At 46.2% G+C, this 15,311-nt stretch carries 13 protein-coding genes and 2 tRNA genes; 3 read left to right on the top strand and 12 right to left on the bottom strand.

What is annotated here, in order from left to right:
- Window positions 1-21: 21 nt before the first annotated feature.
- Window positions 22-447 carry an organic hydroperoxide resistance protein gene (locus tag ZMOB_RS03065; protein WP_011240584.1) on the bottom strand — a complete coding sequence of 142 codons (426 nt, stop codon included), beginning with the start codon at window positions 445-447 and terminating at the stop codon, window positions 22-24.
- 270 nt (window positions 448-717) lie between these two features.
- Window positions 718-1,425 carry a YfdX family protein gene (locus tag ZMOB_RS03060; protein ID WP_014500599.1) on the bottom strand — a complete coding sequence of 236 codons (708 nt, stop codon included), beginning with the start codon at window positions 1,423-1,425 and terminating at the stop codon, window positions 718-720.
- 446 nt (window positions 1,426-1,871) lie between these two features.
- On the opposite strand from ZMOB_RS03060, the gene ZMOB_RS03055 reads away from it, so the two are divergent.
- Window positions 1,872-1,946 (top strand) — tRNA-Val (locus ZMOB_RS03055).
- 209 nt (window positions 1,947-2,155) lie between these two features.
- On the opposite strand, the gene ZMOB_RS03050 is transcribed toward ZMOB_RS03055, so the two are convergent.
- The 4 genes from ZMOB_RS03050 to ZMOB_RS03035 form a co-directional block, all read right to left on the bottom strand.
- On the bottom strand, window positions 2,156-5,731 hold the full coding sequence (locus tag ZMOB_RS03050; RefSeq protein WP_014500598.1) for a DEAD/DEAH box helicase: 3,576 nt from the start codon (window positions 5,729-5,731) through the stop codon (window positions 2,156-2,158).
- 226 nt (window positions 5,732-5,957) lie between these two features.
- A tRNA-Arg gene (locus ZMOB_RS03045) sits at window positions 5,958-6,034 on the bottom strand.
- Between the two features lie 162 nt (window positions 6,035-6,196).
- Window positions 6,197-6,520, bottom strand: a complete 324-nt coding sequence (locus ZMOB_RS03040; protein WP_011240587.1) for a DMT family transporter — start codon at window positions 6,518-6,520, stop codon at window positions 6,197-6,199.
- Between the two features lie 66 nt (window positions 6,521-6,586).
- A complete protein-coding gene (locus tag ZMOB_RS03035; RefSeq protein ID WP_011240588.1) occupies window positions 6,587-7,054 on the bottom strand; it encodes a helix-turn-helix transcriptional regulator in 468 nt (155 codons plus the stop codon).
- 175 nt (window positions 7,055-7,229) lie between these two features.
- Between ZMOB_RS03035 and ZMOB_RS03030 the strand changes: the two genes are divergently transcribed.
- Window positions 7,230-7,421, top strand: a complete 192-nt coding sequence (locus ZMOB_RS03030) for a hypothetical protein (protein ID WP_011240589.1) — start codon at window positions 7,230-7,232, stop codon at window positions 7,419-7,421.
- Between the two features lie 6 nt (window positions 7,422-7,427).
- On the opposite strand, the gene ZMOB_RS03025 is transcribed toward ZMOB_RS03030, so the two are convergent.
- Both ZMOB_RS03025 and ZMOB_RS03020 read right to left on the bottom strand, forming a co-directional pair.
- A complete protein-coding gene (locus tag ZMOB_RS03025) occupies window positions 7,428-9,650 on the bottom strand; it encodes a S9 family peptidase (RefSeq protein ID WP_252507308.1) in 2,223 nt (740 codons plus the stop codon).
- 98 nt (window positions 9,651-9,748) lie between these two features.
- The gene (locus ZMOB_RS03020; RefSeq protein WP_014500596.1) at window positions 9,749-11,518 is read right to left on the bottom strand and encodes a fatty acyl-AMP ligase; all 1,770 of its coding nucleotides are present in this window, start codon (window positions 11,516-11,518) and stop codon (window positions 9,749-9,751) included.
- A gap of 98 nt (window positions 11,519-11,616) precedes the next feature.
- Here ZMOB_RS03020 and ZMOB_RS03015 point away from each other — a divergent pair, with 98 nt between their 5' ends.
- Window positions 11,617-12,162, top strand: a complete 546-nt coding sequence (locus tag ZMOB_RS03015; protein ID WP_011240592.1) for a regulatory protein RecX — start codon at window positions 11,617-11,619, stop codon at window positions 12,160-12,162.
- 8 nt (window positions 12,163-12,170) lie between these two features.
- On the opposite strand, the gene nth is transcribed toward ZMOB_RS03015, so the two are convergent.
- From nth to purM, 4 genes are read right to left on the bottom strand one after another with little or no spacing between them, the layout of a single operon-like run.
- Complete coding sequence (nth, locus tag ZMOB_RS03010; protein ID WP_014500594.1) at window positions 12,171-12,818, bottom strand: endonuclease III; 648 nt, start codon at window positions 12,816-12,818, stop codon at window positions 12,171-12,173.
- Window positions 12,815-13,579, bottom strand: a complete 765-nt coding sequence (gene dapB / locus ZMOB_RS03005) for a 4-hydroxy-tetrahydrodipicolinate reductase (RefSeq protein WP_011240594.1) — start codon at window positions 13,577-13,579, stop codon at window positions 12,815-12,817. Before dapB ends, nth begins: the two co-directional genes overlap by 4 nt.
- A gap of 4 nt (window positions 13,580-13,583) precedes the next feature.
- Window positions 13,584-14,210 carry a phosphoribosylglycinamide formyltransferase gene (purN, locus tag ZMOB_RS03000; protein WP_014500593.1) on the bottom strand — a complete coding sequence of 209 codons (627 nt, stop codon included), beginning with the start codon at window positions 14,208-14,210 and terminating at the stop codon, window positions 13,584-13,586.
- A complete protein-coding gene (gene purM / locus ZMOB_RS02995; RefSeq protein WP_014500592.1) occupies window positions 14,203-15,303 on the bottom strand; it encodes a phosphoribosylformylglycinamidine cyclo-ligase in 1,101 nt (366 codons plus the stop codon). The genes purN and purM overlap by 8 nt, the downstream gene beginning before the upstream one ends.
- Window positions 15,304-15,311: the final 8 nt, after the last annotated feature.

Raw genomic sequence — 15,311 nt, 5'->3', positions numbered from 1 at the left:
AATGAAGAAAAATCAATCTTGTTAGACGATTTTTAAGCCAACATTGACATTATTTCTGGTCGCATTGGAATAAGGGCAGACTTGATGAGCCGTTTCCACCAGTTTTTTTGCATCTTCTTTAGAAAAACCTGGCAGATGAATAGAGAGATCCGCAGTGATCCCGAAGCCACCTTCGGAACGGGGGCCAATCCCAATCGTAGCCTCAACGGTTGCATCCTTCGGCACCGTTAGATTGAGTTTTGGCGCGACCGCCTTCATTGCACCAAGGAAACAGGCCGAATAACCCGCTGCAAAAAGTTGTTCCGGATTATTACCTTCACCGCCTGGACCGCCCAGCTCTTTTGGTACCGTCATTTTGATATCTAAGGAACCGTCCGTCGTACGCGAACGGCCATCACGGCCACCGGTTGCTATGGCAGTTGCATGGTATTTAGCATCAACAGACATTCGGTATACTCCTTATCTTCAAAACGATATGCTTTGAATAAAACGAGGCTCTTTATTCAAAAGAGTTTTATTCCCCGTTATTTTGATCGTTGTTTTTATGAACGCCTGAAGAGCTATCCCTTTCCATCATTTTTATTTTTTATTTTTTGAATGTGGAAATAATGAATAATGAGGTGATGCTGGAAATCGAGAGCAGTAACCGCAATTACTATCTGCGTTTTCTATCGAGTAAGCATAAGGCTTACTCGATAGAAATGCTTTGCATAGGAATTATTTCTTATGGGGAGTTGAGGCATGCTTGCTTGTTGGAATAATGGTTTCAACATCGTTATCCGATATAAAAACAAGGCTATCCATCACATGATCGATAACCTGTGACGCCTCTTGAGATTTATTGCTTTTAGCTAGAGCAATAGCTTGATTTATAGCCTTTTGTGTTTGAGCCAAGGGGGCAAGAGCCACAATAAAATCAGTATCTTCTCCGACAACCTTCATGGTTTCCACAACTTCTTGTCGTTGGCCTGATTTGAGTTGGCTATTGGCTGTCGCAATAGCGGTTTTCTTTTCTGGAGCCAGTTCTTCTCCAACAATAAATTCACCGCCGACAGGAATCCATGCCGTTTTTTCAATTATAGGTGTGTGAGAAGATGAAGCCGGATGTTGAGGAACGGGATGCAAGTCACTTTCTGCTGCGATGAATTTTTGACGATCATTGCCAGCAGCGACAAGGCGTTTTGATGCGCGAAGTAGCAAAGGTAAGGCTGATGCACTTTCTCCAGAATCTAAAATATGCTTGGCCTGCAGAATATCGACCATTGCATATTGTCCGGACTGGGAAAGATGATCCAAAGCGCGGTCAGCCTTATGCTCTTCCCATTTCGTATGGACAGAATGCAAAGGTGATGTTGTTGTAGTTGCCGCCAAGATCGGGGTGGTTGTTAGAATAGCTAATGCTATAGATTTGGCAAGAATACGCATCAATATTTCCTTCTTCACTCTCCTCCTTGTGCTATATATTTATTTTGATTGATCTAATTTCAAGTAATTTTCTTTAAATATTACAATAATGATATTTGCTATTTGTAATTAATTGGCGATTGCATTTTTATATTGCTGGTAACGCCAAAAATAATTCTCTTGAGAGAATTATTTTAAGGAAAAGATCGCTTTGCTCTAAGCGGTCTTTTCCCAGAGGAATCAACGGGGATGATTCTCTGTAGAAATAGAGAGGAAAAAAATTCCAAGATTTTTTTATGATGGAGATTAATGGAAACAAGGTTTTTGATTTTTTAAGAAGATCAAAAAAATCCCCTAATTATAAGGAGTATTTTCTCATAGGACGTAAAATTTATATCTTTTTTCAAAAAAATATAAAAAAAGGCTTGCATGAGAAACGTTTTACCCATAGAAGCCGCTTCCACGGAGGACGCGTAGCTCAGTGGTAGAGCACTGTGTTGACATCGCAGGGGTCGCAAGTTCAATCCTTGCCGCGTCCACCATCTTCTCCTTCTTGGAGTGAAGCAAGCAGCCTTACTTTTTAGTAATGGCTGTTTTTTTATGTCTTAAACACAATATCTAAACAGCCAGATATTTTGAGTATCACCTAAGATGAGGCGAAATCAGGTTCTTAGGAATCAGCCAGCTAACTTAGCGATGTCTCGGCATGCGTTAATCTGAAGGCATGAAGAATAACGACAGTTTATGCCGCTTATGCCGCAGGGCTGTTATTGCTACGATTACAGGGCAGGCTATGTGCAATATCTTGTGTATAACCAACTTTTGCCCATGCATCATAAGAGCCAATGACGTAAATATTCTGCTTGGCTCGTGATACTGCAACATTAAAAATATTTGGCGTTTCGGCTGCCCAGCGGCGCGCACCGTTTTGATTATTCGCAGGAGCCCCTAGTAGCAAAATAACAGAATCCGCTTCTTTCCCCTGAAATGTATGAACTGTGCCAATATGGCTTCTAATCCATTCACTATTTTTGATTTGGAGTCTTTCAAGTAGGCTCGATTTTTGGCTAAGGCGCAGCTTTAATTCGCTTGAGACAATGCGAAAGGGGGTAATGATAAATAAATCGGGGGAGGTTATGCTTGCTGCTGCCAGCTTTTCTAGAAAATCGATAACAACTTGGCCTTCGGCTTCGCACCATTTGGTATCTGCTTCACCTTTTACATCCAGCCAACGGGATCGGCCAATTACCTTGCCGATAGCACCAATGGAGGGATTGCCAGCAGCATGAACCATCTGGTTGTCATAAGCAATTCGGTTTGAAATCTCGAACATCGGATTCTGGCAGCGTCGATGCACCAATAAAGGGATGCCAACGCGGCGACCATCCTGATCCGAATTGAAGACAGCTTGGAAATTGGAGGCTTGATCGGCCAAACTTTGCGCTGAAGCATCTGGCGCTGACCAGATTGATTTATCAACTTTGAAAAATTGGCAAATCTTGGAGGTCAGTTGCTCCGGCAAAGAAACGACGGGGGGGATTTGCAAAGGGTCGCCGACGACGACTGAACGCTTTGCCCACAGAATTGCCCCTGCGGCGGCTTGTGGCACGGCTTGTCCTGCTTCATCAATCAGAAGCCAGCCAATACTATTAGGCGGAAGGTTACCCAGCATACGGCCTATTGAGGCAAAGGTGGTTGAAATGACGGGAACGACCATGAATAGGCTTGACCATAGGTCGCCGAGATATTGTTTTTCATCTTCGTTCGAAGGCGAACCTGAGGAGAAGATTTTGATGAAGATGCTTAGGTTATGTAGAAATTTTTGTGCAGAAGCATCGATAAAGGCATGGTGAAGGTTCAGAGCCGCAATAAAAAGATCTTCTCTTTTCCGATGCAAGCTGTCGGGGAGCCATGGGGAAGTAAGATTGATCTCTTCATGGCTTTTTTTGAAAAATGAATCGTCAATAATTCTATCGCCAAGAGACGCACGATAAGGCGCTATCCGATTATTGTAGTCGGCAAGCTTCCGCTGCAAATGTTCAAGCTGTTTTTTTTGTGCTTCATATTCAGATTGTAGCTTTTCTAATGACTGGGCTGCTTCACTATAAGATTGATCGGCAAGCTTTTCGTCAATTTCGGCACGAGAGGCGAGAAGTTCCAATCGTGTATAGGCTTGGAGCCATGCTTCCCAGCCTTTGGTTTTGAACCAGCGGGCAAATATCCAAGGTCGTTCGCTTTGATGGCGAGCTATATTTTCCAGCGCGCCTTCATGGATAGCTTTGGCTTTTGCCTGTTGTTTAAAGCAATAGCGGTGATGATCTTTGGCTTGGGTTGTAAGGCGTTGCAGATGCGAAAAAGCGGTTTCACTTTCGGTGAGCGGCTTGCGTAATTTTGTTATCTCCTGAACGATATGTCGCACCGTATGGAGGTCTTTTAATTCCGTCTCAATTTCATTTTTGAGGTTTTTGAAGTGAATTCGGGATTTTTGCCAACGGGTCTTGGCCTCTTGGGGGGAAGGGGGATTTTCGGCTTCGACAATAGCGGGTTGATGCTCACCGATGACCTGTTTTGTTGTTGGATTTCGGGTAGGAAGAACGACTTTATCGCCCCGAGCCGCTTTCAGATAATTTCTGAAACCATATTCTTGATCCCACCAAAAACTTTGCAAAAATTGATGTCGATTTTTGGCATTGCCCAAAGCGGCCGCGATTAACCCCCAGCTTTTGTTATTTTCCGTTTTTTTATCATCTGCGCTGTTATTTTTTTCAAAATAGCTTTGCGGGTTGAGGAGTTGATCGCTGATGCTACGGAAATAGTTTAATTCTTCTGTTGAGCGGCCAATAGCCTCTATAGCCGGTAATTCTTGGCTGATATTTTCGACCGCCTTGTTATTACTGGAAGCAACAATAATTTCATGCCCTTTGATCGACGGGTCGAGGCGGTAAAGATGGAAAAACGCCTTTTCGCCCATCGTTATTTTTTTACCAGTCGGGATGAAGGCGTGTTCTGGGTCATCAAATTCGGCCATGGCCGTGGCGCGATCGACCACCGCTGCCGCAATAACATCCCGAAGTAAGGTTGTTTTCCCTGTCCCCGGGGGCCCATTAACGGCGATGATGCCGTCTTTTTCCTGTAATTGGTCACGGGTTAGATTAACGGCGGCTTGTTGCAATAGCACCAGAGCATGACCGCCAGCGGAAGGCCAACGGGCGATCGGCATTAGGGCAGGCGAAACGGCTTTTTCAACGGCATCATGATCGGTAAGCAAATTGAAAATATTTTCGGCTTTTTTATCACCGAGATAATAGATTAGGCTGGAATTGGCCTTTCCCTGCTGAAGAAGACTGCGTGCCAGCGCAAGATCCCCCAAGAAAAAGGAATTAAGAAGCGTAGCTTGCGGGGGCTTGTCTGATGACAACGGGTGGTAGATCCGAAGCGCAAAGCTGGGTGCTTCGATAAGATCGGAAGGCAAGCCAAATTGTTCCGTTATCCATTGAAAGGCTTCTTCCAAAATACCTCTGTCGAGAGGCTGCTTTTTCCCGTCTGTGCCGTTATTCTGGAGGATAGTGGTGAGATATTCGGTGACTTGGGGTTCGATATCCGGCCAAGCCCCTAGAATATCGAGTTTTCCCTTTAAGGCTTGCGGTAACGCCCATGCAAAGCTGGAAATGGCAACATTGTTATCTTCTACAAGAAAACCGCGATCATCGACGAGAATAGCGGCAATAGCCGATTTTTCCTTTATTCTTTGTCGTGTTTCTTCATCCTTGCCAAAAAGCTGGATCAGTTTTTCTGTTGCTTCCTGCATGGGGATAGAGCCAAGAATAATCTGATAATAGAGCCTTTTTTTAGGGGGCAGGCTTTCGCGATTTTCCCATGGAAGCTGTGCTCTTGTTAGTGAGGCGACCGCTTTTTTATCGCCTGAGGCTAAATCTTCGGGATTGCGGTAGGTCTGAGGTGAAAGCGCTTCTTCGGCTGTCCATGTCGCGAGAATAGCCGCGGGTTCATTGGCTTTTTTAGCCTTAAAACTGGGCAAGAAATGCAGCAATTTATCCAGTAGGTTAAATTTCTTATTCCCTTTTTGAGAAAGGGGTTTTTCTTCTTCAAAAAAAGAAAAGCTGGCTTCTTTTTGAGTGGCGTCTCGGTCTATTTTTTGAATAGCCCATTCGATTTTTTGGATTAAATCCTGTGCGAAATCGCTGTTTCTATAGCCTAGTTCATCGTGGATAAGCGATAGAATATGCGGATTTCTAGGGTTTTCCTGATAAAGATTTTTGAGCCGTAAGAGGGAATAATGGGAATAAGGTCGCTCGTTTTTCTTTATCACGCCAAGACTATCCGTTTTTATTCGTTTTTGTTTCAGTAAAGAAAGTGATTTATTTCAAAGCTATTCTTGAGAAGAGATCGAATTATCCGACATATTGTCTTTATAGGCAACAAAGAAAAAAGGATGGTCGGTTTTGAAGAAAAGAAAAGGGGGATATTCTGCGTTCAAAAAAGAATAATTTTAAATGGAAAGACTTTTGAGAAAATTAAAGGCTTTTATCAAAAGATGGTGCCCCCGAGGGGATTCGAACCTCTGGCCTGCGGTTTAGGAAACCGTCGCTCTATCCTACTGAGCTACGGGGGCATGGGTGATTTCTCTATAGTTTCATCATCATATCGTCAATATTGAAGCCCATATCTTTCGAGATATTCAGTTGTAGTCATCCCTGATTTTTATATTGAAAGGCGAAATTTTCTGACAGGAATCAAAAAAATGCCCGATTTTAGAAAATAGGGGAGTCTCTATTCAGACATTCTTGTTTGAAAGTTTCATGAGAATGATCCCTGCGATGATAAGTGAGACAGCAAGAATACGGATAAAATTTGCGGGTTCTTTCAGAAAAACAATGCCGACGATAAAGCTGCCAATAATGCCAATACCTGTCCAGACGGCATAAGCGCTTCCCAAAGGCAGAAATTTCATTGACCATGATAGCAAGCCGAAGCTGGTAAACATCGTAACAAACATGATGATAGTTGGAATGATACGGGTGAAGCCTTGGGATTGTTTCATGAAATATGCCCAGATAACTTCAAATAAACCTGCAATAGTAATGACCAGCCATGCCATCGATGATGCCCCTTTTTATGCTTGGTCATTCCCCCTTTATAGATTTTGAAAAGAAATTCATCCTGATTAGTGGATTTTATCAGGGATTTTTCGGGCGGTCTCGGAAAGGGCTTCTGGCAGATGTTGTGCCAGATTATAGGCGATTTCCTTTTTGGGGGCATTTAGGTCAAGATCGGCCAGCAAGTCTTCAAACATTTCGGCCAGCAGCGTTTCATTGGGTAACGCCATATTCATTTTTACAAATTGTATGGGGGGCATGATTTGCCGGATGGCCGAGATTTCGGTTTTTAATTCATAACTGGTCAGGCCGGAAAGTGCCAAAATGTCTTCTGGGTTGATTTGGTGATTCATTAAAACGGCGGCTATTTTTCGGGTCAATTCCAAGGGCAGATATTTTTTCTTGAAACGATTCATATCTTCATAAAAGGCATAGCTGGAAGCAGGCATGTCTATGGCTTCAGCTAAGGCTCTGATCGTGATCGGAGGCTTGGCCGCTTTTCGCAATAATTTCAGTTTGTTACATGGGGAGGGCATGAATGCACAATGCGAAAATTTGAGACCAAGTCTTTGCAAAATATTGGTTGTTCTATGTGTTAAAATTTAATACAAATACTTCCTGACAATGCTCGCAAACAAAAAGAAATTTTCCCAGATTTATTCTAAAATTTCATATTGAGTGAGATAATAATTTTTTAATGAGTAGGGCGGCATGGAAAATAAAAAAGAAGTTAACTATGCAGAAAACCTTCGTCTTGAAGCCGACCGCACTTTAAAAAATCAACTTGTTGAGCATAGAAGCTATTGGCTCGATCGTTCTATTGATCTTGGCGGCGATTCTGTTGAAATTATTATGCGGGCTGACCTCTTCTATAGTTATGCGCTTTACGGCGACTTACCTTGAAGACCGTTACTCATTAACATTTTTTCCTGCATTTTCATATAGATAGCGGGATATAAAAAGAAAACTTTTGTTATATGCGGTCAACCAATGGCGATGAAGAAGGAAGCCATGCCTTTCATTCGGGAAGGCCAGTTCTTCATGCGGAATCCCGCGATTTTGTAACAAATGGGTCAGTTCTTCTGACTGTGTGAAGGGCACATTGTGATCGTCATCCCCGTGAATGACCAAAACCGGCGCGCGCCATTGATCGAGATTAGCCAAGGGTGACGATTGCCACATTAGCTTTTGAGATTCTCTTTGGGCATCGGGCGAGAGGTTAGCCGGAGCGGGGCGCAGCATATTATGCACCCCATGGAAATCGACACCGGCTTTAAAAATATCGCTGTTTCGAGCCAGAGCCAAAGCGGTCAGATAACCGCCCCAACTGCCACCCCATAGCGCGATATGCGCCTTATCAACATCAGGGCGGTTTTGGAGGTAGCGAACTGCCCCCATAATGTCGCGATATTCACTGGCACCTTGCCGCCCAGTTTCAGGGGCTTCGCGATAGTCGTGGCCATAGCCGCTGCCGCCGCGATAATTGACACTTAGGACATTATAGCCGTTATTGGCGAGGAATTGATTAAAGATATAAGCATTCTGGTAATAATTTTGCGCTGGGAAACCGTCCAGCATTTGCCGTCGGGGCCCGCCATGCAGAAAGAGGAGGGTCGGATGCGGTTTATTGCGGTTATGGCGTGCTGCAAAAAATTGGCCGTAACTCTCTTTCCCATCAGAGGCCAGAAAATGAACGCTTTCAATGGGTGTAAAGTTTTGGCGGGCGATATCCCACGCCTTTTCCGAGGTCAGGCTATGAAAGCTATTTTCGGTCACAAGCGCCGGATGGGGAAGTTGGAAGTTATTGCTGATTAAAGCCGCCAAGGCTCCGTTGGCTATCGCGGGTTGAAAAGCGAGAGACTCTTGACTGCCCAATCTTTCCGTTTTTTCTGAAGATAGAGAGCGCGCCCAAAGGCTGTAATGATCGCGGTTATCACGATTAGCGCTATAGATGAGCCTGTTTTTGGCCTTATCGACGATGAATTGTTCTACCTCAAAAGCACCCTGCATTAAAGGCGAGACTTTCCCGTTATCGGGATTGAGGCTGTAGATATGGAGCCAGCCATCTTGCTCCCAAGGGAATAAAATCTGGTTTTGCTCTGTCCAATAAAGATTTTGATGACGGGTTCCGGCATAGGCCTCGCCTTGGCCTTTGGGAGCATGCCATTTTTCAGTAAGGGTGAGATCGTTTATATCTGCAATAATCAGCGACCACCAACCCTTTTCACGGTCAGGGGAAGATATGGACTGAGGCGGTTCATAGGCACGAATAAAAGCGAGTTTTTGGCTGTCCGGCGAAAAAACCGGAAAAAGGTCATTACCAAAAGCGGCGGGTAAATACTCTAATTGGCCGCTTGTTATGCGATATAAGGCAATAAAGCCGTGGTCGATGCGATCATCGACAAAAGCCAGTGATTGACCATTAGGTGACCAGCTAAGATCGCGAATATGCCCTTTAATCGTAAAAAGTTTTTGAGGAGGTGTTTGGCTGTCCCGTTTATACAGCCACAAGCTGTTTTTCGAGATATAGACGAGAGATTGGCCATCAGGCGAAAAGACCGGATTATAGCCGGAGGCGATAATGTTATCCGAGGCTGAAGTCAGATCAATCAGATGAATTGTGGCTTCGGGGGCTTGCGGTTGGAAAGTCGGGTTCGGTGGTGGGGCATCTGGAAATTCAGGATCACCGCCGCGAACATAAGCCAGTTGGCTGTCATCCGGCGAGAAGGTGAGGTTATAGAGCGCTTGCCCGTCATCTTCCTTATAATGTGCCAGAATACAATCTAGCGGCAAGCTGTCGGCTTGGGGATCGGGACGGGTTAAGAGGAGCTGATGTTGTCCGGCTTGGTACCGAACAAAAGCCCATTCTTTATGATGATGAGCGGCCGTCAGTTGGCTATCCCGAGGTAAAGCCATCCATTTTTCTAAAGCGGCTAAGAGCGTCTCTTGGGAAGAGGAAACGGGTGTTTTGGAAAGAGCAGATGATGCCCAGAGCGGGTAGGGTGATGAAACTGCAAGGCTGATAGGAAGGAGTAGAGAGGCTAGCCAAGCCTTGGTCTTTTTTCTTCCGAAATTCCGGTTATTTCGGACAGTATCTATTTTGGGGAGAAGAGAAAAAAGGCGTTTCATCATCCTTTCCTTGTAAGGAAGAAGAAAAGGATGAGAAAGCCAAATTATGAGAAGATATCCTTGCCTGAAGAAAAAGCGGCAAGGATATATTTCAAAAACGGTTAGTCCAGATCATAGGCCTTGATTGCACCGGTCAGATACATATTCCGTGCTTTCACACGGCTTAATTTACCGGAGCTGGTACGAGGCAATGAACGCGGTGGCACCAAGGCCACCATGCAGGGCATCCCGATCATCGTCCGCACTTTCTGATTGATCTCAGCGTGCAGTTTCTTTCTTTCTTCGGAATCGGACATCCGGCATTGCACCAAAACCGCTGGCATTTCTTCGCCAGATTCGGTCGTGATCGCAAAAGCGGCGATATCGCCCCCTTTGAAACCGGGGAGCTGTTCAACGGCCCATTCGATATCCTGTGGCCAATAGTTACAACCATTGACGAGGATCATATCTTTGGCCCGGCCAACAATATAAATATAGCCGTCGGACATATAGCCCATATCGCCCGTATCAAGCCAACCATCGACCATGCAGGCATCGGTTGATTCTTTGTCACGAAAATAGCCGCTCATGATGCCGGGGCCTTTGACCCAGACTTGGCCAACTTCGCGTTCCGGTAAATCTTTGCCATCGGCATTACGGATAGAAATCGTCGTGTCTTTGACGGGTTTGCCGCAATTGACAATCGAACGATATCTTTCCGGTTGGTTTTCATCTGCTTGGCTACCGGAAAGAAGGCTTTCCTTGACCATTTCGACCCGAATACCTTCGTTCAATGGCATCAAGGAAACCGCAAGGGTTGCTTCGGCCAGACCATAGGAAGGCATAAAGGCATTGGGGTTGAAGCCTGCTTCGGAGAAGGCATCAACAAATTTCTGCATAACATCAGGCCGGATCATATCCGCGCCATTACCCGCAACCCGCCAACGGGACAGGTCAAAGCGGTCAGCGGCTTTCGTTTGGCTGGACATGCGGCGCGCGCAAATATCATAGCCAAAAGTCGGAGAATAGCTGATCGAATAGCCTTCATTCCGCGTGATTAAATCAAGCCATGCCAGCGGTCGGCGGGCAAAGTCATTGGTTTTTAGATAATCGGTTGAAATCTGATTGGCTATGATCGACAGCATACAGCCGACCAGACCCATATCATGATACCAAGGCAGCCATGAAATACAGCGGTCATTATTCCGCATATTCATGCCCAAGCCATGCGCGTTCAAATTGCTGAGCAACGCTTGATGGGTAATAATAACGCCATGCGGGAAACGCGTGGAACCACTGGAATATTGAAGATAGGCGATATCGTCTTTCTTCGCCTTGGGTAATTCAATAACGGGGGCATCTTCGAGTAGAAGATCATCCCATGCCATCGCCTTCACGCCATTTTTGGCAGCGGCTTTTTCGGCAAATTCCGATAATTCCTTTGGATAGGCAATCAGGCTGGGATCACTGCTTTTAAGCTGGATCGCCAATTGGTCGATATAGGCTTCTTTCCCGCCAAAAGATGTCGGTAAAGGAAGCGGCACCGGCCAAACACCGGCATAAATCGCCCCAAAAAACAAAGCCGCAAATTCTGGACAGGTTTCTGCAATTAAAGCCAATCTGTCACCGGGTTTCATCCCCCGTGCAATCAGCCTTGAAGCCATCTTTAGAGCATCGGCACGCAATTCACTGAAGGGATAGGGTCTGATAAGTGACCCACGCGCATCATGAAAATTCATGCCTTTTTTGGATAACGCCGCGTAATCCAAGGCTTCGCCCATCGTATCAAAATCACAGCGGCGGCGTGCTACCTGATCATCATTGGTAGGCGTAGGTTTTAAAACTGGTTCTTGATCGCCCACAGCATTTTTCTTTCCGACCAAAGTCGACAACGTTTATTCCTCCCCGGGGCATACCTTTTTAGAGTATGCTGTCAGAAAATATCCCGCCCATATCCCGGGATAATAACTGCCCAATTCTTTATCAAACTATGACAGAGACGCAAGTCGTGCATCACCATTTAAAAGACAAGCAACGCAAACCTCTTGATGAGGATTCATTACGTCAACTCGCTTTATATTATGTTGGACGTTATGCAACATCTTCGAAAAAATTGTCAGAGTATTTGAAACGAAAAATAAATCAGTCTGGGTGGATTGGCACCGCACCCCCTGATATTTATGCGATTATTTCTTATTGTATCAATCTTGGCTATATCAATGACCCCCTATTTGCAGAAATGAAATATAATGCCTTTAAAAGACGAGGATATGGCAAAATTAGGGTGAAATCGGCTTTAAAAGCAGCTGGTATTGATGAAAAGATTATTGATAGTCTGACAGAAAATAACGATTCAGCCATGGAAACGGCTTTGCATTATGCCAAAAAACGCCATCTGGGCCCTTTTTATGAAAAAGAGGATCGGGATGATATCAAAATTAAAAGGCGGCATTTTGCGGCTATGGCAAGGGCAGGGCATTCAGCCGATGTGATCGCCCGAATATTCAAGATCAATATTGAAGACCTCGAATCCTAGGCGATGCATCAGGATTGAAGGGGAATACCCGTTTCCTTGACGGCGGCGCAAAGGTCAGATTCGAAGCAGCGCAGGCATTCGGGTTTTCTGGCCTTACAGATATAACGTCCGAAAAGAATGAGCCAATGATGCGCATGAAGGCGATATTTTTCGGGCGTGACGTCTTCTAATGCCTTTTCGACAGCGCGGACATCTTTGCCAGGGGCAAGTCCTGTCCGGTTGGCAACCCGAAAAATATGGGTGTCGACCGCGATGGTAGGACGATTGAAGGCGACATTCAAAACGACCAAAGCAGTTTTCCGTCCAACCCCCGGTAACGCTTCCAATGCCTTTTGATCGGCAGGCACTTGTCCTTGGTATTTTTCAACCAGAATATGCGACAGGGCAATGATATTTTTGGCTTTGTTATTATAAAGCCCGATGGATCGGATATAGTCTTTCAAGCGATCTTCCCCGAGGTTAACCATCTGTTGCGGGGTGTCGACAATTTTGAATAACGGTTCAGTCGCCTTGTTAACGCTGACATCGGTTGCCTGTGCGGACAGGACAACCGATACCAGTAAAGTATAAGGATTTTTGAAAACCAATTCCGAACGCGGATTGGGATTATCCTTGGCTAAGCGCCGATAAAATTCTTCAACAGAATCGGGGGTCATAAACCAAGAACGTCCTTCATCTGGTAAAATCCGGCAGATTGATCGGCAAGCCAAAGCGCGGCCTTCAAAGCACCACGGGCAAAAATAATCCGACTTTCGGCGCGGTGGCCTAATTCGATTCTTTCACCTTCGCTCGCAAAAACAACCATATGGTCGCCTGCAACCGAGCCACCCCGTAAGCTGGCAAAGCCGATCCGGCCTGTTTCGCGCGGTTCGGTGGCGGGGCAGCGCTGTAAATCGGCGATGTCTTCCAATTTTTCGCCACGGCCTTCGGCGGCGGCACGTCCTAGTAATAAAGCTGTGCCTGATGGAGCATCTTTCTTGTGGCGATGATGCATCTCCACAATTTCGATATCCCAATCGCTGCCTAATTTGGCGGCAGCCTGTTTGACCAAAGCAGCCAGCATATTGACCCCAAGCGAGGTGTTAGCGGCCAAGATAACCGGAATTTTAGAAGCGGCTTGCTCAATCAGTTGGTGATCGGCTTCCGTAAGGCCGGTCGTGCCGATAATAATCGGTTTTTTGTGATGGAGGGCGGCTTCGATATTATCTTTAAGAGCCGCCGCCGTTGAAAAGTCGATCAAAACATCAGAGGCCTTGGCCAGACTTTCGCTATCGTTATAGCTGCCGAATTCGGCACCTTTCCGGCCGATGCCACCAGATAGCTGAATGTCTTGCTGTGATGCGGCTTCTTGAATGGCTTTCCCCATCCGGCCAGCCGCGCCAATCAAACCGATTTTGACAGAAGATTCCTTTGTCATAAGATTATCCTTTCTTATGAAAAACGCGGTTATCTTTGAGAATAAGACGATCGGCAGCAAGGTCTTCTAGCGCCTCGGCGTAGATGCGGTGTTCTTCTTTCAACACCCTTTTTGCCAAGCTATCTTCGGTGTCGTCTTCGTAGACCGGAACGGCCGCCTGTGTGATGATGGGCCCAGCATCTAGTTCGGAAGTGACAAAATGCACGGTGCAGCCATGCCATCTGACCCCAGATTCTAGCGCGCGTTTATGGGTATCAAGTCCAGTAAAGCTCGGTAAAAGGGCGGGGTGGATGTTGAGCATCCGGCCTTCCCATGCTGAGACAAATTCCGGCGTTACAATCCGCATATAACCGGCGAGAACCACGATATCGAGTTTGGCTTCCTGTAAGATAGCCAGCACTTTTTGATCATAAGCTGCCCGTCCGCCATGTCCGCGATGATCGAGAAAAGCTGTTTTGATGCCAGCCTCTTCGGCGATTTTGAGGCCTTGGGCATCTTCAATATTGGAGAAGACCAAGGTGATTTCATAAGGGCAATCGGGGCGGTTGGAAGCCTCGATCAAGGCTTCCATATTCGATCCACGGCCGGAGATTAAAACACCGACCTTCTTCTTTGCTGGGCTATTAGCCATTATGGGTTACTTTCCAGTCTGAAGTGCTGTTCCAGCTTCCGGCTTTGCCTGCAACTGTGCAGCCTTTCTGACCTTCTTCGATTATTCCGATGGAATAAACACTTTCGCCTGCTTCATGTAAAGCGGCTTGGACGGTGGCAGCATCTTCGGGATGGACGATTACCGCCATGCCAATACCGCAGTTAAAGGTTCTCGCCATTTCGGCGGGATCAAGATTGCCTTCTTGCTGCAAGAATTGCATCAAATCCGGCTGTTCCCAACGATTGGCATCAATAACGGCATGGCAGTTGTCGGGAAGCGTGCGCGGAATATTTTCAAGCAAACCGCCGCCGGTGATATGTGCCAAGGCTGCAATGACATTCTGGCGGATGAGAGGTAATAGTGACCGGACATAAATGCGGGTCGGTTCCATCAAGACATCAATAAGAAGCGTGTCCTTTTTGAAAGGCGCTGGAGCCTTTAAATCCCATTTTTGGCCGTCGGCTAATTTGCGGACAAGCGAAAAACCGTTGGAGTGAACACCGGAAGAGGCCATACCCAGAATGATGTCACCCGCACGGACGCGACCTGCTTCCAACACTTGAGAACGTTCGACGGCACCAACAGAGAAACCCGCCAGATCGTAATCGCCATCGGCGTAGAGGCCGGGCATTTCAGCCGTTTCGCCACCGATCAAAGCGCAGCCGGCAATCTTGCAGCCTTCGGCAATACCTGCGATGACTCTTTTGGCTAATTCGGGATCGAGATGACCTGAAGCAAAATAGTCTAAAAAGAATAAAGGTTCGGCACCTTGGACAATCAGGTCATTGACACACATCGCCACAAGGTCAATGCCTACATGATCGTGACGGTTGCCGGTAATCGCCAATTTTACCTTGGTTCCGACACCATCATTCGCCGCGACCAGTAACGGATCATTGAAGCCGGCTGCTTTTAAATCAAAAAAGCCGCCGAAACCTCCGAGATCGGCATTGGCTCCGGCTCTCGCCGTCGCACGGGCAAGGGGTGCAATGGCTTTGACCAGCGCATTACCGGTTGCGATAGAAACGCCGGCATCGGCATAACTGTATTTTTGCGTGCTGTTATTAGTCATAAAAAAAG

The organism is Zymomonas mobilis subsp. mobilis ATCC 10988, assembly GCF_000175255.2.
GTDB lineage: Bacteria > Pseudomonadota > Alphaproteobacteria > Sphingomonadales > Sphingomonadaceae > Zymomonas > Zymomonas mobilis.
Note: the sequence above shows the minus strand (reverse complement) of the source record. Positions and strands in the feature narration are given on the sequence as shown.